We start from the raw sequence: 18247 nt of genomic DNA on the forward strand, positions 1-18247 counted from the left end.
CACGACGGCCGGACCGGCCTACAGGGTGTCGAGCGCCGCCACGTAGTCGTTCAGGTCCCGGGCGTCCGGGAGCCCGTTGACCACGGTCCAGCGCACGACGCCCTCCTTGTCGATGACGAAGGTGCCGCGGACGGCGCAGCCCTTGTCCTCGTCGAAGACACCGTAGGCGCGCGAGATCTCGCCGTGCGGCCAGAAGTCGCTGAGCAGCGGGTACTCCAGACCCTCCTGCTCGGCGAAGACGCGCAGGGTGTGGATGGAGTCGTTGGAGACGGCGAGCAACTGGGTGTCGCGGTCCTGGAACCTGGGCAGGTTGTCGCGCAGCTCGCACAGCTCGCCGGTGCACACACCCGTGAAGGCGAACGGATAGAAGAGCAGCACCACGTTCTTCTCGCCTCGGAACTCGGACAGCTTCACGGTCCGGCCGTGGTTGTCCTTGAGCTCGAAGTCGGGCGCCTTGTCGCCGACCTGGATCGCCATCGCGCTGTATCCCTTCGTCAGGGGCCTGTTCGGGTGGGAACACCCTATGCGGCGGCCCCGCGGGACGACCGGGACCGGCCCGGCGGACGGCGGGCCGGCGTCCGGACCGGGTGGCCGGTCCGGACGCCGGCGGGGCTCAGCGCTTCTTGGCGGCGGCCTTCGGCGTGTTCAGCCGGCTGCCGTTCCAGTCCTTGCCCACGCTGACGCTCTTGGTCTGCGAGAGGCCGGCGGTCGTCACGGCCTCGCCGATGTCGCTCGGTTCGACGTAGCCGTCGCGGCCGGTCTTCGGGGTCAGCAGCAGGATCGAGCCACCCTCCTCGAGGAAGCCGAGGGCATCGACCAGCGCGTCCGTCAGGTCGCCGTCATCCTCACGGAACCAGAGCACAACGGCGTCGGCCACGTCGTCGTAGTCCTCGTCCATCAGCTCGCTGCCGATGGTCTCTTCGATGGACTCGCGGAGCTCCTGGTCGACGTCGTCGTCGTAGCCGATCTCCTGGACCACCTGGTCTGGCTGGAACCCCAGCCTGACGGCAGGGGTGGTCCGCTCCTCCGCGTGGTCCGCGGTCGCGCTCACGGGTTGCCTCCTGATCATGTCTTGGTGATGAACTCAGCCACGCGCGTGCGCGAAGCATTGGCCGTAGTCCACACGGGCGGGGCGGATCGCGCAAGTACCCGGCCGTTCGGACCGCCGAAACGGTGACGATCCGGGCCGTGTCGCCGCAACTCCCGGCACCGTATCGCGAACAGCTGTGACACACACCACTCCCTTTTGCCCGCAATGTACCTTTCGGAATCATCCTCACATACGACGGTCGAACGAGTTTGCCAAGCGCGTCACACCCCGGGCGTATCGTTGCGTTTTGGCCGGTCCCGAGTTACCTCGCGGTAGAGATGACGTGCGCTGCCCCGAGGTGGACGATGGACAGCGGTGCAGGCCAAGCGCAGGAAAACAGCGAAAAACAGGGAAAAACAGAGACTCAGTGACCCTCTGACAGGTAAGGAACAGCGTGGCTTCCGGATCCGATCGCAACCCGATCATCATTGGCGGCCTTCCGAGTCAGGTTCCTGACTTCGATCCCGAGGAAACCCAGGAGTGGCTCGACTCGCTCGACGCCGCCGTGGACGAGCGCGGCCGGGAACGGGCCCGCTATCTGATGCTCCGCCTGATCGAGCGGGCGCGCGAGCGGCGGGTGGCCGTGCCCGAGATGCGCAGCACGGACTACGTGAACACGATCCCGACCCGGGCCGAGCCGTTCTTCCCGGGCAACGAGGAGATCGAGCGCAAGGTCCTCAACGCGACCCGCTGGAACGCCGCCGTGATGGTCTCGCGTGCACAGCGGCCGGGCATCGGCGTCGGCGGCCACATCGCCACCTTCGCCTCCTCCGCGTCCCTCTACGACGTCGGCTTCAACCACTTCTTCCGCGGCAAGGACGACGGCCTCGGCGGCGACCAGGTCTTCTTCCAGGGGCACGCCTCCCCCGGCATCTACGCGCGCGCGTTCCTGCTCGACCGGCTCAGCGAGGCCCAGCTGGACGGCTTCCGCCAGGAGAAGTCGAAGTACCCGGACGGCCTCTCCAGCTACCCGCACCCGCGCTCCATGCCGGACTTCTGGGAGTTCCCGACGGTGTCGATGGGCCTCGGCCCGATCGGCGCGATCTACCAGGCGCGGATGAACCGCTACATGCACGCGCGCGGGATCGCCGACACCTCGAAGTCGCACGTGTGGGCGTTCCTCGGCGACGGCGAGATGGACGAGCCGGAGTCGCTCGGCCAGCTGCCCATCGCCGCCCGCGAGGGCCTGGACAACCTGACCTTCGTCGTCAACTGCAACCTCCAGCGGCTCGACGGCCCGGTGCGCGGCAACGGCAAGATCATCCAGGAGCTGGAGTCGGTCTTCCGGGGCGCCGGCTGGAACGTGATCAAACTGGTCTGGGACCGCACCTGGGACCCGCTGCTCGCCCAGGACCGCGACGGCGTCCTGGTCAACAAGATGAACACGACCCCCGACGGCCAGTTCCAGACGTACGCCACCGAGTCCGGCTCGTACATCCGCGAGCACTTCTTCGGCGACGACCAGCGGCTGCGCGCGATGGTCGCGAACATGACCGACGACCAGATCCTGCACCTGGGCCGCGGCGGCCACGACCACCGCAAGATCTACGCGGCGTTCAAGGCGGCCACCGAGCACAAGGGCCAGCCCACGGTCATCCTGGCCAAGACGATCAAGGGCTGGACGCTGGGCCCGAACTTCGAGGGCCGCAACGCCACGCACCAGATGAAGAAGCTCACGGTCGCCGACCTCAAGGGCTTCCGGGACCGGCTGCACCTGCCGATCTCCGACAAGGAGCTGGAGTCCGGCCTGCCGCCGTACTACCACCCCGGCCGGAACTCGGAAGAGATCCAGTACATGCACGACCGGCGCAAGGGCCTGGGGGGCTACGTCCCGACCCGCGTGGTGCGTGCGAAGCCGCTCGCGCTGCCGGACGACAAGGCGTACGCGACCGTGAAGAAGGGCACCGGCCAGCAGTCCATCGCGACCACCATGGCCTTTGTGCGCCTGCTCAAGGACCTCATGCGGGACAAGGAACTCGGCCGACGTTTCGTCCTCATCGCGCCGGACGAGTACCGGACCTTCGGAATGGACTCCTTCTTCCCGAGTGCGAAGATCTACAACCCGCTCGGCCAGCAGTACGAGGCCGTGGACCGCGATCTGCTGCTCGCCTACAAGGAGTCACCGACCGGCCAGATGCTGCACGACGGCATCTCGGAGGCGGGCTGTACGGCGTCCCTGATCGCGGCGGGCTCGGCGTACGCCACGCACGGCGAGCCGCTCATCCCGGTGTACGTCTTCTACTCGATGTTCGGTTTCCAGCGCACCGGCGACCAGTTCTGGCAGATGGCCGACCAGCTGTCGCGCGGTTTCGTCCTGGGCGCGACCGCCGGCCGTACCACCCTGACCGGCGAGGGCCTCCAGCACGCGGACGGCCACTCCCAGCTGCTGGCCTCCACGAACCCGGCCTGCGTGGCCTACGACCCGGCGTACGGGTACGAGATCGCGCACATCGTGCAGGACGGCCTGCGCCGGATGTACGGCGGCGACGCCGAGCACCCGCACGGCGAGGACGTCTTCTACTACCTGACCGTCTACAACGAGCCGATCCAGCACCCGGCCGAGCCGGCCGACGTGGACGTCGAGGGCATCCTCAAGGGCGTGCACCGGATCAGCGCCGGCACGACGGGCTCGATCCCGGCGCAGATCATGGCGTCGGGCGTGGCGGTCCCGTGGGCGGTCGAGGCGCAGCGGATCCTCGCCGCCGACTGGAACGTGAAGGCCGACGTCTGGTCCGCCACCTCCTGGAACGAGCTGCGGCGCGAGGCCGTGGCCTGCGAGCAGCACAACCTGCTGCACCCGGAGGAGGAGCAGCGGACGCCGTGGGTGACGCAGAAGCTGAGCGGCGCCGAAGGTCCGTTCGTGGCCGTGTCCGACTGGATGCGATCGGTTCCGGACCAGATCGCGCGGTGGGTGCCGGGCACGTTCCAGTCGCTGGGCGCCGACGGGTTCGGCTTCGCCGACACGCGGGGCGCGGCGCGCCGGTTCTTCCACATCGACGCCCAGTCCATCGTGGTCGCGGTGCTGACCGAGCTGGCCCGTGAGGGCAAGCTCGACCGCTCCGTGCTCAAGCAGGCCATCGACCGCTACCAGCTGCTGGACGTGGCGGCGGCGCACCCGGGCGTGGCGGGCGGCGACGCGTAGCCGCCGCGCTCGGCTTCGGCCGGAACGGGCGGTGGGGAACTGCGGCGACGTCGTGGCTGGTCACGCGGTTCCTCCCCCAGCCTTCGGCTGGGGGTACCCCCAGCGCCCCTTCGGGGGCGCTGACGCCGCCTACGATGCCCCCATGGAGCGACAGTCCGCACAGGTGCGTTGGGAACAGTGGACCCAACGGCCTTTGCTGGCGCTCGCGGTCGCCTTCGCCGTCGCGTACGCGCTGCCGATCGTGGACGGTTCCGCGGGTCACGTGCTGACGTCCGCGTGCACGGCGGCGGAGTGGGTGGTGTGGGGGTCGTTCGCCACCGACTATCTCGTACGGCTGACGCTGACGCCACGCCGTCGGGAGTTCGTGCGGACGCACTGGATAGACCTGTGCGCGGTGGTGCTGCCGCTGCTCCAGCCGCTGCGGCTGCTGCGGCTCGTCGCGACGCTGACGCTGGTGGGGCGGCGGGCCCGGATGGCCGAGCAGATCCGCCTGACGACGTACGTCGTCGGCGCGGTCGTCGGCCTGCTCATGTTCGGGTCGCTGGCCGTGCTGTCGGTGGAGCGCGACTCGCCCGACGGGAACATCCGGACGCTGGGTGACGCGCTGTGGTGGTCGTTCACGACGATGACGACGGTGGGGTACGGGGACCACGCGCCGACGACCGGGCTGGGCCGGATGATCGCGGTGGGCCTGATGCTGTCCGGGATCGCCCTGCTCGGTGTGGTCACGGCGAACATCGCCACGTGGTTCATCGCGCGCTTCGAGAAGGACGACGACGAGGAACGGCGGCAGACGGAGGCGATCACGGCGCTGGCCGAGGAGGTACGGGCGCTGCGGACGGAGGTGGTTTCTTTGCGCGAAAGGGTGGGGGCCGGCGCAGCCGTACGCTCACCGGCGTCGACCGGGTGCCGCTGCTCCCACCAGCACGACTGCCCGCAGAAGAGACGGCTGAGGAGCGCCCCGTAGGGGCGTTGGGGGTACCCCCGGCCGAAGGCTGGGGGAGGAACTGCGCGATCAGCCCCCACCGGCCCGCGCCTAGAGCGATACTCCGCCCAGGAACAGCAGCGCCAGCAGCGTGTCGATCGCGCCCAGGACCACCGCGACCAGCGCCGGTATCGAGCTCTTCGGGTTCCACGCCCGACCCATGGAGAGCCAGCCGCACACCAGTGCGGCCGGGCCCAGGATGATCCCCAACGTGAAGAAGCCGGCGACGGCGCAGATCGTGCCGATGATGCCCAGCGTCCCACGGTCCAGCCCGTCCCGTGCACCTGTGCGGCCACGTGAACGGGGGTACCCGCGTGTGCGTTGGCCGAAGCTCGCCATCATCAACTCCTCTGTCCTCATGGACTGTTCGGGTGTGATGACCGGGTACCCCTGTTCCGCGTCCGCAGACCTGCCCGCGCGCTGCCCCCCTCCAGCAGCGCGCCGCGGCCCGGTGTCCCCCCATGCCCTGCGGAGGACTTGACCCACTGTGACCTGCGGCGCGTGCCGAACGCGAGGGATCTTGAGCGGAGTCACCCTGATAGGTGAACCACGCCTGAACCAGGGTCAGATGTGGCCCACGCCCGCGCCGGCGTCCGCGTTCTCGCCCCGCTTCGTGAGCAGCGCGACGAGGATCGCGACCGCCGCCACGCCCGCCGCGACGAGCGAGGCCAGGCTCATCCCGGAGATGAACGTGTCGTGGGCGACCCCGGTGATCTTCGCGGCGACGGGCCCGGGCGTGCCCTCGGCGATCGGCGCGACCCCGACCTGGACCGCCTCGGAGGCCTGGGCCAGCTGCGCCGAGGTCAGCTTCGGCAGCCCCGCGTCGGCCCAGTTGCCCGGCAGGTCGTTGTCGACCTTGGAGGCCATCACGGCGCCGAGGACGGCCGTGCCGAGGCTGCCGCCGATCTGCATCGCGGCCTGCTGGAGACCGCCGGCCACACCGGAGAGCTCCATCGGGGCGTTGCCGACGATGACCTCGGTGGCGCCGACCATGACCGGCGCCAGGCCGAGGCCGAGCAGGGCGAACCAGACGGCCATGATCCCGCTGCCGGTGTCCGCCTTCAGCGTGGACATGCCGTACATGGCGATCGCGGTGGCCGCCATGCCGCCGGCCAGCGGGATCCGCGGGCCGAGCTTGGTGATCGCGGCGCCCGCCAGCGGAGAGCCGACGATCATCATGCCGGTGAGCGGGAGGAGGTGGAGACCGGCGTCGACCGGGTCCATCCCGTGCACGTTCTGCAGGTAGAAGGTCACGAAGAACAGACCGCCCATGAAGGCGATGGCCATGAGGACCATCAGGACCACACCGGCCGACAACGGCACGGAGCGGAACAGGCCCAGCGGGATCAGCGGTTCCGCGACCTTCGTCTCCCAGAAGGAGAAGAGGGCGAAGCCCAGCACCGACACGACGAGGAACGCCCATGTCCTGCCGTCGCCCCAGCCCCAGGTCGGCGCCTTGATCAGGGCCCAGACCAGACAGAACATCGCACCGGAGAGCAGGCCGATGCCGAGCAGGTCGAAGGAGCGCGGGGCGTTCTCCGCCCGGTGGTCGAGCAGCATGACCACGCCGAGCGCGAGGGCGATCAGTCCGACCGGCACGTTGATGAAGAACACCGACTGCCAGCTGACGTGCTGCACCAGCACACCGCCGAGGATCGGGCCGCCGGCGGTGGAGGCGCCGATGACCATGCCCCAGATGCCGATCGCCATGTTGAGCTTCTCGGCCGGGAAGGTGGCCCGCAGCAGGCCGAGCGCGGCCGGCATCAGCAGCGCGCCGAACAGGCCCTGGAAGACGCGGAAGGTGACGACCAGGCCGATGCTGTCGGACAGGCCGATGGCGCCGGAGGCGGCGCCGAAGCCGACCACGCCGATCAGGAAGGTCTGCCGGTGGCCGAAGCGGTCGCCGAGCTTGCCCGCGGTGATCAGGGAGACGGCGAGGGCCAGGAAGTAGCCGTTGGTGATCCACTGCACCTGGGCGAAGGTGGCGCCGAGGTCCTTCTGGATCGCCGGGTTGGCGATGGCCACGATGGTGCCGTCGAGGGCCACCATCATGACCCCGACGGCGACGGTTATCAGCGTGAACCAGGGATGGCCGCGCAGGCCGGAGGCCGACGGCTGCGGCGACGGGGCTGCCGACGCCTTGTCCCCCGGCCCCGTCGCGTCGAGCGTGGTCTGACTAGTCATGCTTTCGAGGCTAGTGACAGCCACTGACAGTTGACAAACAATTTCACTAGTCAGTAACTGTCAGGCATGGAAACGCTGCGCGAACGCAAGAAACAGCGCACCCGGGACGCCCTGCTGCGGTCCGCGCTCGAGCTGTTCGCGGCCCAGGGGTACGAGCGGACCACCGTCGACGAGATCGCCGAGTCCGTCGACGTCTCGCAGCGCACCTTCTTCCGCTACTTCGCCAGCAAGGAGGACGTGGCCTTCTTCGTGCCGCGGCTCACCGAGGCGCACTTCGTGGCGGCGGTGCGCGGCCGCCCGGCCGAGGAGGCGCCCCTGGAGGCGCTGCGCCGGTCCGTCATGGACAGCTGGGAGACCATCGAGGAGGCCGTCGAGCGGTACGTCCCGGTCGAGCTCCTCATGCGCACGTACAAGATGATCGAGGCCACTCCGATCCTGTTCGCCGCCCATCTGCGGCGCCAGGCGGAGACCGAGGAGGAGATCTCCCGGATCATCGCCGAACGGGAGGGCGTCGACCCGGACTCCGACCCCCGCCCCCGGCTGGTGGTCGCCGTCTTCGGCGCGGTCATCAGGGTGACCGAGCGGCAGTGGTCGGTCCGCGGCGACTTCAGCGCCACGGCGATCCGCGAACTCACCGCGGCCCACCTCGATCAGCTGGGACCGGCGCTCACCGGCGACTGGCGCCAGGTCTGAGGAGTGCCACACCGGCCCAAGATCGGCCCGGTCTTCGTCGAAACGTGATAACTGTCACTCGGTTACCGCGAGACCCCTTCGTTCTCCTAGTGTGTCCTCCCAGTGACTTCCTTCGACACCTCCCCGCCCCTCAACGTCTGGCGCGCGCTGCTCGCCCTCGCCGTGGTGTTCGTGATGCTCGCGACCACCGGCTGGACCGCACTGCGCACCCACCGCGAGGCCACCGCCCTGCAGTCCTCCCTGGACAGCTGGGAGCACGGCAGCGTCCACGGTCTGCGGCTGCCGGACCCGGAGGCGTCGCCCGCGCGGCTCACCCGCTTCTTCGCGTCGCTCACCGCACCGGAGCGCGACCGGCTCGCCCACCGCTACCCGCTGGCCGTCGGCAACATGAACGGCGCCCCGGTCGAACTGCGCTACCGCGCCAACGACATCGCGCTCGACCAGCAGCGCAAGGTCGAGAAGAAACGCATGCACGACCCACGGCTCAGCGCGGCGGGACAGCAGGACGCGGGCCGCCGCATGCACCGCTACGAGGCGCTGCTCACCACGGGGCGGCAGATCCTCGCCTTCGACCCGGACGGCGACGGCCGCATCGCCGAGGTGCTCGGCGACCTCACCAGGGCCGAGCGGATCTCGGTGGTCGTGCCCGGCGTCGACACCGACCTGCTCACCTTCCAGAGGACGAACCGCGAGTACACCGCCCCGGTCGGCATGGCCAAGGCGCTGTACCGGGCGGAGCACAGGGCGAGCCCCTCGACCCGTACCGCGGTGATCGCCTGGGCCGACTACACCGCCCCCGACGGGCTCGGCGTGGGCGCGGCCACCGGCACGGCCGCCGCGCTGGGCGCCGTACGTCTCAACGCGCTGCTGCGCGCGCTGCCCGGCGAGGCGCCGGTGTCGATGTTCTGCCACAGCTACGGCTCGGTGCTCTGCGGGGTGGCCGCGCGCGGCATGCCGGGCCGGGTGGCCGACATAGCCGTGGCCGCGAGCCCCGGCATGCGGGCCGAGAACGCCTCGCAGCTGGGCACCTCGGCCCGGGTCTGGGCGATGCGCGACGCCACCGACTGGATCCAGGACGTCCCCTATCTGGAGCTCGGCGGGCTCGGCCACGGCGCCGACCCGGTCTCCGCCTCCTTCGGGGCCAGGGTGCTGTCGGCGCACGACGCCCAGGGACACGCCGGGTACTTCGTGCCCGGCACGGACAGCCTGCGCAACCTCGCGGACATCGGGGTCGGCGCATACGGCGCGGTCACCTGCGCCCACGAGGATGACGGGTGCCGGGCGGGTCTGCCCGACACGTTGATGGCCGAACGCGCGTAGAAACAGCAGGAAGTGCGGTGCGCGCGGGGATGGGACTGAGAAGCACGTGCCGCATACGATGAGCCGCATGGGTGACGTACTGGCCGGATTTCATGCCGCCTGGGAGTTCGAGTCCGACTCCGTGCGCATCCGTTACGAACGCGGGATCCGAACACCCAAGCTGTTCCAGACCCTGGGCGAGCGGCTGGTGCCGCTGGCCGCGCTGGAGTCCGTGACCGTCACCCCGGGCAAGCGCGGCACGGTCGTCCTGCGCGCCCAACCGCGTCCCGGCGCGGATCCGTTGCTGGAGGCGGCGGCCGGCCAGCTGAAGGACGGCAGCGACCCGTACCGGCTGGTGCTGCCGGCCGAGCGGGCGACCCTCGCCGAGTACTACGCCGACGAGCTGCGCCCGCTGCTGACCGCGTCGGGGCCCGCGGAGAAGTTCCTGGTGGCCGCACCGGAGGCGCCCCGGCAGTTCAAGGCGTACGACGGGAAGGCGAGCTTCGACGGCGCCGCCGTGCACTTCCGGTGGTCGTGGACGGGAGCGTCGACGGCCAAGTGGAAGGCCGGCGACCAGCGGTTCGCGGTCGCGGACCTGGGCGGTGTGGAGTGGCGGTCACCGGAGGTCTTCGAGGGACATCTACGCCTGCTGCGGCGGGACCTCGCGGGGGCGGCGGCGCCGGTCCCGGCGGACCAGGACCCGGCGACCGTGGTGTTCGGGCTGGGGTACGGCCCGGTGCACGAGTCGCTGCCGTTCGCCGCGGCGGTGCTGGAGGCGGTACGGGCGAGGGGGGCGGCCGCGGTGCCGGCACCGACCGGGCGCCGCGACCCCGCCGACATCGCCGAGCGGATCCGCCATCTGGGGGAGCTGCATCAGGCGGGGCTGGTCACCGACGAGGAGTTCTCCGCGAAGAAGGCGGAGTTGCTGGCCGAGCTGTGACAGGCCGTACTCGGCTCTCCGCCCGTGGGGGCTGGTCGCGCAGTTCCTCGCGCCCCTTTCAGGGGCGTTTCAGTTGCCGCCTGTCTCATAGAAACTGATCTTGCGGTCCAGGACCGACAAGGTGTCGTGCAGCTCGGCGATGCGGGCCACGACGTCCCTTCTCGTCTGCTCCAGGAGCTCGCGGCGCTCGGGGTAGGTCGTCTCGCCTTCCCTCACCAGTTCCGCGTAGCGCACCATGTCCGCCACCGGCATGCCGGTCAGCCGGAGCTTGGTCACGAAGTCCAGCCAGTCCAGGTCGCGGTTGGTGTAGCGGCGCTGGCCGGTGTGGGAGCGGTCGATGTGGGACATCAGGCCGATCCGCTCGTACCAGCGCAGGGTGTGGGCGGTCAGGCCGGTGACGGCGACGACCTCGCTGATCGTGTAGCGGTCCTGGCCCTCGGGGCGCGGGTGCCGGCGGGGTGGGGCGGAACAGATGTCGGCGGGCTCGCGGTCGGACTGCTCGGTGGGGGCCGCGGTCGTGGTCTGCATCACCGTCATGCCCCCCACGCTATGACCTTCGAGTGCACTCCAAGCAAGCGGAACCGGTGAGAAAACCGGGCGACGCGACCGCGCGGACCTGGCTAGCGTGCGTGGCCATGAGTCTCGTACGCCGTGCCACCCCCGCGGACGCGCCCGAAGTACTGCGGCTGCGCCAGGTCATGATCGACGCGCTTCCCGGCGGGGACGCCTCCACCGGCTGGCACGCCCTGGCGCTGCCGGGGCTCACGGAGCGGCTCGGTGAGGAGGACGGCGACTTCGCCGCGTTCGTCGTGGACCGTCCCGACCGGCCGGGGGCGCCGGCGGCGCTGGTCGTGGGGACGATCGACTACCGGATCGGCAAGGCGGGCAACCCGCACGGGCGCTGCGGGTACGTCTTCAGCGTGGCCACCGACCCGCAGGCCCGTCGCCGCGGGTACGCGCGCGCGTGCATGGAGGAGCTGCTGGCCTGGTTCCGGGAGCGGGGCGCGGGGCAGGTCATGCTGACCGCGTCCGCCGAGGCCGAGCCCCTCTACGCCGCGCTCGGCTTCGTGCACAAGCCGGACCCCACGATGATGCTGACGCTCTGAGCCGCATAGGCTCGACGGCATGTCCTTGCAGAGCCTCGCGCTGATCGAGAAGTGGCCGGTGCCCACCGCCGCGGCCGGTGCCGTACGGGCCGACGGGACGGTCCTGGGCACCCACGGGTCCGTCGGTCACCGCTTCCCGCTGGCCTCCGTCACCAAGCCGCTGGCCGCGTACGCGGTGCTCGTCGCGTACGAGGAGGGGGCGGTCGAGCTGGACGAGCCGGCGGGACCCGAAGGGGCGACGGTACGGCATCTGCTCGCGCACACCTCGGGGCTGGCCTTCGACGAGCACCGGGTGACGGCGCCGCCCGGGGAGCGGAGGCTGTACTCCAACGCCGGGTTCGAGGTCCTCGGGGACCATGTCGCCAAGGCCACGGAGATCCCGTTCGCGGAGTACCTGCGGCAGGCGGTGCTGGAACCTCTCGGCATGACGTCGACCTCCCTGGAGGGCTCGCCGGCGAAGGACGGCGTCTCGTCGGTGGCGGACCTGCTCCGCTTCGCCGCGGAACTCCAGGCACCGAGACTGCTGGACCCGCGGACGGTGGCGGAGGCGACGCTGACCGTGCAGTACCCCGGGACGAAGGGCGTGCTGCCGGGCTACGGCCACCAGAACCCGAACGACTGGGGGCTGGGGTTCGAGATCCGCGACTCCAAGTCCCCGCACTGGACGGGCGGTTCGTCCTCGCCCCGCACCTTCGGCCACTTCGGCCAGTCGGGGACGTTCCTGTGGGCGGACCCGGACGCGGGGCTCGCGTGCGTCGCCCTGACGGACCGGGCGTTCGGCCCCTGGGCGATCGAGGCATGGCCGGCGTTCGCGGACGCGGTGCTGGCGGAGCTGCGGGGCTGAGGGAGCCCCTGTCCGAAGGCCGGGGGGAGGAACTGCGCGACCAGCCCCCACCGGCCTGCGCGACCAGCCCCACCGGCCCGTGGCGCCACGCGGGCCGAGCTACCCCGCCATCTCCCACATCAGCAGCTCCACCGGCGTCAGCCCCTCCGCCTCCAGGTCCTCCGCGTCAGCGACCCGCGCCGCGTCCCCGGGCCCCAACACCTCTCCTCCGAGCCGCACTTCCCCCCGCACCACGTGCACGTACACGTGGGCCCCGTCCGGCACCGCCGTCCGCTCCCCCGCCGCCAGGCGGCGGACGTGCAGCATCGCCCCGGCCTCCGGGACGGCGTACGGGGTCGAGTCCGCGATGCCCCGGACGATCTCGTACGACGGCTCACCGCCCGCCCGCACCGGCGCCAGCCACATCTGCACGAACGTCAGGGGACCGGCCCCGTCGTTGCGCTCCACGTGCCGCACGCCCCCGGCGGAGCTGAGGCGCTGCACGTCCCCGTGGCGGACCACCGTCTCGTTGCCCTCGGAGTCGCGGTGGGTCAGCTCGCCCTCGGCCACCCACGTCACGATCTCGGTGTGGCTGTGCGGATGCTCGTCAAAGCCGGCCCCCGGCGCCAGCCGCTCCTCGTTGCAGGCGATGAGCGCGGCGAAGCGCAGGTTGCCAGGGTCGTAGTGGGGGCCGAAGGAGAAGGCGTGGCGGGACTCGATCCCGGCCGCCGGCTCCCCGCCCCGGTAGCGCTGCGCCGCGCGCCTGACGTCCATCACGGGACCACCGTAGACCGCGGTCGGCACACCCGGCGGCGCAGGTGCCCGCCCGGATGAGGCAGTCTTGTCCCCGTGCCCGAACCCGTAACGCGCAAGTCCGACCCCCCGGCTCATGACGTCCACCCGCACTCCGCGACCCTGAAGCGGCTGGAGAAGTCGTCCGGCAGCCTCGCCGCCCAGGCCATCGCACGCATGGACGAGACCCTGCCGTGGTACCGGGCGATGCCACCGGAGAACCGCTCCTGGATCGGGCTGGTCGCCCAGGCGGGTATCGCCGCCTTCACGGAGTGGTTCCGGCGCCCCGACGCCCCGCAGGCCATCTCGACGGACGTGTTCGGGACCGCGCCGCGCGAGCTGACCCGGGCGATCACGCTGCGGCAGACCGTGGAGATGGTGCGCACCACCATCGAGGTCATGGAGAGCGCCATCGACGAGGTGGCGGCCCCGGGCGACGAGAGGGTGCTGCGCGAGGCACTGCTCGTGTACGCGCGGGAGATCGCCTTCGCCACCGCCCAGGTGTACGCCCAGGCCGCCGAGGCACGGGGTGCCTGGGACGCGCGTCTCGAGTCGCTGGTGGTGAACGCCGTGCTGAGCGGCGAGGCGGACGAGGGCGCGGTGAGCCGGGCCGCCGCGCTCGGCTGGAACTCGCCGGACCACGTGTGCGTCGTGCTCGGCACCGCGCCCGACGGGGACAGCGAGCTGACCGTCGAGGCCATCCGGCGGGCCTCCCGGCACGCCAAGCTCCAGGTGCTGACCGGGGTGCTCGGGGACCGGCTGGTCGTGATCGCCGGCGGCAACGACAACCCGCTGGCCGTCGCGAAGTCGCTGATCGGGCCGTTCGCCGCCGGGCCGGTCGTCGCGGGGCCCGTCGTACCGGATCTGCTGGCCGCCACCCGGTCCGCGCAGGCCGCCGCCGCGGGACTCAAGGCGTGCTCCGCCTGGCAGGACGCGCCGCGGCCGGTGCTGGCGGACGATCTGCTGCCGGAGCGCGCCATCGCGGGCGATCCGAGCGCGCGCGAGCAGCTGGTGGAGGAGATCTACAGACCACTGGAGGAAGCGGGCTCGGCGCTGCTGGAAACGCTGAGTGTCTATCTGGAACAGGCGAGCAGCCTGGAGGGCGCCGCCCGGATGCTCTTCGTCCACCCGAACACCGTGCGCTACCGGCTCCGACGTGTGACAGACGTCACCGGATGGTCGCCGTCCGATGTAAGATCCGCCTTCACGCTGCGGATCGCGCTGATCCTGGGGCGTCTGGTCGATGGAGATCTCCAGGCATAGCGTTTTGTCGGGGGCCCACAAAACCCCCTCGTGTTCTTCGTCCCTGTCCCCACGGGCGGCCGTGGCCGTCCACAAGAGAGAGTGTGAGAGTGCTCGTACTCGTCGCTCCCGGCCAGGGCGCCCAGACGCCCGGCTTCCTGACCCCCTGGCTCGACCTCCCCGGTGTCGAGGACCGTCTGCGTGCCTGGTCGGACGCCATCGGTCTCGATCTCGTGCACTACGGCACGCACGCCGACGCCGACGAGATCCGGGACACCGCGATCGCCCAGCCGCTGCTGGTCGCGGCGGGACTGGTGTCCACCGCGGCACTCGGTGCCGTCACCCCGGGCGCGGTCGCCGGGCACAGCGTCGGTGAGATCACCGCCGCCACGGTCGCCGGCGTCCTGACCGACGACGAGGCGCTCGCCCTCGTCCGCACGCGGGGTCTGGCCATGGCCGACGCCGCCGCGATCACCGAGACCGGCATGTCGGCGCTGCTCGGCGGCGACCCGGACGTCTCCGTCGCGCACCTGGAGAAGCTCGGCCTGACCCCCGCGAACATCAACGGCGCCGGTCAGATCGTCGCCGCGGGCACCCTGGAGCAGCTCGCGGCGCTCGCCGAGGACAAGCCCGAGGGCGTCCGCAAGGTCGTCGCCCTCAAGGTCGCCGGCGCCTTCCACACGCACCACATGAGCCCCGCGGTCGACGCGCTGGCCGAGGCCGCCAAGAAGCTCTCGCCGGCCGACCCGAAGATCACCTACGTGTCCAACAAGGACGGCCGGACCGTCGCCGGCGGCGCCGAGATCGTGGACCGTCTGGTCGGCCAGGTCGCCAACCCGGTCCGCTGGGACCTGTGCATGGAGACCTTCCAGGAGCTCGGCGTCACCGCCCTCCTGGAGGTGTGCCCCGGCGGCACCCTGACCGGTCTGGCGAAGCGTGCCCTGCCCGGTGTGCGGACGCTGGCCCTGAAGACCCCCGACGACCTCGACGCGGCCCGCGAGCTCATCGCCGAGCACAGCTGAATCAGGAGCCAATTGCGATGTCGAAGATCAAGCCCAGCAAGGGTGCCCCGTACGCGCGCATCCTCGGCGTCGGCGGCTACCGCCCGACCCGTGTGGTGCCGAACGAGGTGATCCTCGAGACGATCGACTCGTCCGACGAGTGGATCCGCTCGCGCTCCGGCATCGAGACCCGGCACTGGGCGGGCCCCGAGGAGACGGTCGCCGCGATGTCGATCGAGGCCGCCGGCAAGGCGATCGCGGACGCGGGCATCTCGGCCGAGCAGGTCGGCGCCGTGGTCGTCTCGACCGTCTCGCACTTCAGCCAGACCCCTGCCGTCGCCACCGAGATCGCCGACAAGCTGGGCACCGACAAGGCCGCCGCCTTCGACATCTCGGCGGGCTGCGCGGGCTTCGGCTACGGCCTGACCCTCGCCAAGGGCATGGTGGTGGAGGGTTCCGCCGAGTACGTCCTGGTGATCGGCGTGGAGCGGCTCAGCGACCTCACCGACCTGGAGGACCGGGCCACCGCCTTCCTGTTCGGCGACGGCGCGGGCGCGGCCGTGGTCGGCCCCTCGAAGGAGCCGGCGATCGGCCCGACCGTGTGGGGGTCGGAGGGCGACAAGTCCGAGACCATCAAGCAGACCATTCCCTGGGACCTGTTCCACTTCGGTGACCGGTCCGGCCTGCCGCTCGACAGGCAGGGCAACATCAAGTTTCCTGCGATCACGCAGGAGGGCCAGGCGGTGTTCCGCTGGGCCGTGTTCGAGATGGCGAAGGTCGCGCAGCAGGCGCTGGACGCGGCCGGAATCAGCGCGGACGACCTGGACGTCTTCATCCCGCACCAGGCCAATGTGCGGATCATCGACTCGATGGTGAAGACTCTCAAGCTGCCGGAGCACGTCACGGTCGCCCGTGACGTCCGCACCACCGGCAACACCTCGGCCGCCTCGATCCCGCTCGCGATGGAGCGGCTCCTGGCGACCGGCGAGGCGAAGAGCGGCGACACCGCGCTCGTCATCGGGTTCGGGGCGGGTCTCGTCTACGCCGCCACTGTCGTTACCCTCCCCTAGGCACTCCGTGCCGGATCATGCATCCGGTGCGGTGCGCCGACTGCAACACCGCAGCAACCGTCTGGAACATCTAAGAAGGAGCGCCTGACATGGCCGCCACTCAGGAAGAGATCGTCGAAGGTCTCGCCGAGATCGTGAACGAGATCGCCGGCATCCCGGTTGAGGACGTCCAGCTGGACAAGTCCTTCACCGACGACCTGGACGTCGACTCGCTGTCCATGGTCGAGGTCGTCGTCGCCGCCGAAGAGCGCTTCGACGTCAAGATCCCGGACGAGGACGTCAAGAACCTCAAGACCGTCGGCGACGCGACCGACTACATCCTCAAGCACCAGGCCTGAGCACCCCCGCCCGGGACTCGGGCGCCTGACCCGAGTCCCGCCGGGGCCCCCGGCCGCTAGGCCCCGCCACCCGGCGGTGGCGCCGTCGAATCCCGTATCCGTTGGAGAAAGAATTCCCGTGAGCCCGACCAATCGCACCGTGGTCGTCACCGGTATCGGCGCAACCACACCGCTGGGTGGCGACGCAGCTTCGTTCTGGGAGGCGCTGGTCGCCGGCAAGTCCGGTGTCAGCCTCCTGGAGCAGGACTGGGCGGCCGAACTGCCCGTCCGTATCGCGGCGCAGATCGCCGTCGAACCGAGTGAGATCCTGCCGCGTCCGCAGGCCCGCAAGCTGGACCGGTCCGCGCAGTTCGCGCTGATCGCCGCTCAGCAGGCATGGAAGGACGCCGGTTTCACCGCCAAGGCCGGTGAGGACCAGTCCGCCAACCCCGACCGGGTCGGCGCGGTCATCGCCTCCGGCATCGGCGGTGTGACGACCCTGCTGGACCAGTACGACGTGCTCAAGGAGAAGGGCGTACGCCGGGTCTCCCCGCACACCGTTCCGATGCTGATGCCCAACTCGCCGGCCGCCAACGTCGGTATCGAGCTGGGCGCGCGGGCCGGCGTCCACACCCCCGTGTCGGCCTGCGCCTCCGGCGCCGAGGCCATCGGGTACGCCATCGAGATGATCCGTACCGGCCGTGCGGACGTGGTGGTGGCCGGTGGTACCGAGGCCGCCATCCACCCGCTGCCCATCGTCGCCTTCGGCAACATGATGGCGATGTCCAAGAACAACGACGACCCCGAGGGCGCGTCGCGTCCCTACGACTCCGGCCGGGACGGCTTCGTGCTCGGTGAGGGCGCGGGCGTGATCGTCCTGGAGTCCGAGGAGCACGCGAAGGCGCGCGGGGCGCGGATCTACGTCGAGGCGCTCGGCCAGGGCATCTCGGCCGACGCGCACCACATCACGCAGCCGGAGCCGTCCGGCAACGGGATCGCGCAGGCGCTGCAGAACCTGCTCGACAACACGGATCTGAAGCCGGCCGAGATCGTGCACGTCAACGCGCACGCGACGTCGACGCCGCAGGGTGACGTCGCCGAGATCAAGGCGCTGCGCAAGGTGTTCGGCGACGACGTCGACCACATGGCGATCTCCGCGACCAAGTCGATGACCGGGCACCTGCTGGGCGGCGCCGGCGGCATCGAGACCGTCGCGTCGATCCTGGCGCTGGTGAACCGGACGGCTCCGCCGACCATCAACCTCGACGACCTCGACCCCGAGGTCAACGCGGATGTGGTGCGGGGTGAGGCCCGGGAGCTGCCCGCGGGGCGGATCGCCGTGCTGAACGACTCGTTCGGGTTCGGGGGCCACAACGTGGTCCTTGCGTTCCGGACCGTGTGAGAAACGCTGCGCTGAAGGCTGTGGCCCGGACTCCGTGAGTGGAGTTCGGGCCACTGTGCGTTTCGTTGTCTGCTGACCGGTGGGTGGGGGCTGGTCGCGCAGTTCCCCGCGCCCCTAAAAGAAGGGGCGCTGCGGTGCGCCCCTTCAGGGGCGCGGGGAAC

Annotated in this window: 18 protein-coding genes; 12 read left to right on the forward strand and 6 right to left on the reverse strand. The window is 70.7% G+C overall.

The genetic code is table 11. From position 1 onward, the window contains the following. Positions 1–18 precede the first annotated feature (18 nt). Together AB0958_RS22405 and AB0958_RS22410 are read right to left on the reverse strand one after the other, a co-directional pair. A complete protein-coding gene (locus AB0958_RS22405) occupies positions 19–477 on the reverse strand; it encodes a peroxiredoxin (protein ID WP_366892215.1) in 459 nt (152 codons plus the stop codon). A gap of 136 nt (positions 478–613) precedes the next feature. Further along, complete coding sequence (locus AB0958_RS22410; RefSeq protein WP_366892216.1) at positions 614–1051, reverse strand: DUF3052 domain-containing protein; 438 nt, start codon at positions 1049–1051, stop codon at positions 614–616. A 433-nt stretch (positions 1052–1484) separates the two neighbouring features. On the opposite strand from AB0958_RS22410, the gene aceE reads away from it, so the two are divergent. Beyond that, positions 1485–4232 (forward strand): pyruvate dehydrogenase (acetyl-transferring), homodimeric type, encoded by a 2748-nt coding sequence (aceE, locus tag AB0958_RS22415; protein WP_366892217.1) that lies wholly within the window; start codon positions 1485–1487, stop codon positions 4230–4232. Positions 4233–4374: 142 nt separating this feature from the next. After that, positions 4375–5199 carry a potassium channel family protein gene (locus AB0958_RS22420; RefSeq protein ID WP_366892218.1) on the forward strand — a complete coding sequence of 275 codons (825 nt, stop codon included), beginning with the start codon at positions 4375–4377 and terminating at the stop codon, positions 5197–5199. Between the two features lie 69 nt (positions 5200–5268). Here AB0958_RS22420 and AB0958_RS22425 read toward each other — a convergent pair whose 3' ends face one another. After that, positions 5269–5559: a small hydrophobic protein gene (locus AB0958_RS22425; protein WP_366892219.1), complete on the reverse strand. Its 291-nt coding sequence runs from the start codon at positions 5557–5559 to the stop codon at positions 5269–5271. Positions 5560–5781: 222 nt separating this feature from the next. Further along, positions 5782–7401: an MFS transporter gene (locus AB0958_RS22430; RefSeq protein WP_366892220.1), complete on the reverse strand. Its 1620-nt coding sequence runs from the start codon at positions 7399–7401 to the stop codon at positions 5782–5784. A 66-nt stretch (positions 7402–7467) separates the two neighbouring features. Here AB0958_RS22430 and AB0958_RS22435 point away from each other — a divergent pair, with 66 nt between their 5' ends. The 3 genes from AB0958_RS22435 to AB0958_RS22445 all read left to right on the forward strand — a co-directional run bounded on the left by AB0958_RS22435 (position 7468) and on the right by AB0958_RS22445 (position 10333). Continuing rightward, positions 7468–8094: a TetR family transcriptional regulator gene (locus AB0958_RS22435; RefSeq protein ID WP_366892221.1), complete on the forward strand. Its 627-nt coding sequence runs from the start codon at positions 7468–7470 to the stop codon at positions 8092–8094. A gap of 102 nt (positions 8095–8196) precedes the next feature. Further along, positions 8197–9414, forward strand: coding sequence for an alpha/beta hydrolase (locus AB0958_RS22440; protein WP_366892222.1), 1218 nt, complete (start codon positions 8197–8199; stop codon positions 9412–9414). 67 nt (positions 9415–9481) lie between these two features. Further along, on the forward strand, positions 9482–10333 hold the full coding sequence (locus AB0958_RS22445; protein WP_366892223.1) for a DUF4429 domain-containing protein: 852 nt from the start codon (positions 9482–9484) through the stop codon (positions 10331–10333). Positions 10334–10402: 69 nt separating this feature from the next. Here the strand turns inward: AB0958_RS22445 and AB0958_RS22450 are convergent, their stop codons facing one another. Further along, entirely contained in the window at positions 10403–10870 is a 468-nt protein-coding gene (locus AB0958_RS22450; protein WP_366892224.1) for a MerR family transcriptional regulator, read from the reverse strand. Positions 10871–10968: 98 nt separating this feature from the next. Between AB0958_RS22450 and AB0958_RS22455 the strand changes: the two genes are divergently transcribed. Together AB0958_RS22455 and AB0958_RS22460 are read left to right on the forward strand one after the other, a co-directional pair. Further along, complete coding sequence (locus AB0958_RS22455) at positions 10969–11439, forward strand: GNAT family N-acetyltransferase (RefSeq protein WP_366892225.1); 471 nt, start codon at positions 10969–10971, stop codon at positions 11437–11439. A gap of 19 nt (positions 11440–11458) precedes the next feature. After that, positions 11459–12283, forward strand: coding sequence for a serine hydrolase domain-containing protein (locus tag AB0958_RS22460; protein ID WP_366892226.1), 825 nt, complete (start codon positions 11459–11461; stop codon positions 12281–12283). Between the two features lie 99 nt (positions 12284–12382). Here AB0958_RS22460 and AB0958_RS22465 read toward each other — a convergent pair whose 3' ends face one another. Further along, positions 12383–13036 (reverse strand): pirin family protein, encoded by a 654-nt coding sequence (locus tag AB0958_RS22465; RefSeq protein ID WP_366892235.1) that lies wholly within the window; start codon positions 13034–13036, stop codon positions 12383–12385. A 75-nt stretch (positions 13037–13111) separates the two neighbouring features. Between AB0958_RS22465 and fasR the strand changes: the two genes are divergently transcribed. From fasR to fabF, 5 genes are all read left to right on the forward strand, one after another. Next, on the forward strand, positions 13112–14317 hold the full coding sequence (fasR, locus tag AB0958_RS22470; RefSeq protein WP_366892227.1) for a fatty acid biosynthesis transcriptional regulator FasR: 1206 nt from the start codon (positions 13112–13114) through the stop codon (positions 14315–14317). Positions 14318–14406: 89 nt separating this feature from the next. Further along, entirely contained in the window at positions 14407–15318 is a 912-nt protein-coding gene (locus AB0958_RS22475; protein WP_366892228.1) for an ACP S-malonyltransferase, read from the forward strand. Positions 15319–15335: 17 nt separating this feature from the next. Beyond that, on the forward strand, positions 15336–16367 hold the full coding sequence (locus AB0958_RS22480) for a ketoacyl-ACP synthase III (RefSeq protein WP_366892229.1): 1032 nt from the start codon (positions 15336–15338) through the stop codon (positions 16365–16367). Positions 16368–16456: 89 nt separating this feature from the next. Next, positions 16457–16705: an acyl carrier protein gene (locus tag AB0958_RS22485; protein ID WP_046425089.1), complete on the forward strand. Its 249-nt coding sequence runs from the start codon at positions 16457–16459 to the stop codon at positions 16703–16705. A gap of 118 nt (positions 16706–16823) precedes the next feature. Further along, positions 16824–18086, forward strand: a complete 1263-nt coding sequence (gene fabF / locus AB0958_RS22490; protein ID WP_366892230.1) for a beta-ketoacyl-ACP synthase II — start codon at positions 16824–16826, stop codon at positions 18084–18086. Positions 18087–18247 lie beyond the last annotated feature (161 nt).

This window comes from Streptomyces sp. NPDC006655, from assembly GCF_040703965.1.
Taxonomy (GTDB): Bacteria; Actinomycetota; Actinomycetes; order Streptomycetales; family Streptomycetaceae; genus Streptomyces.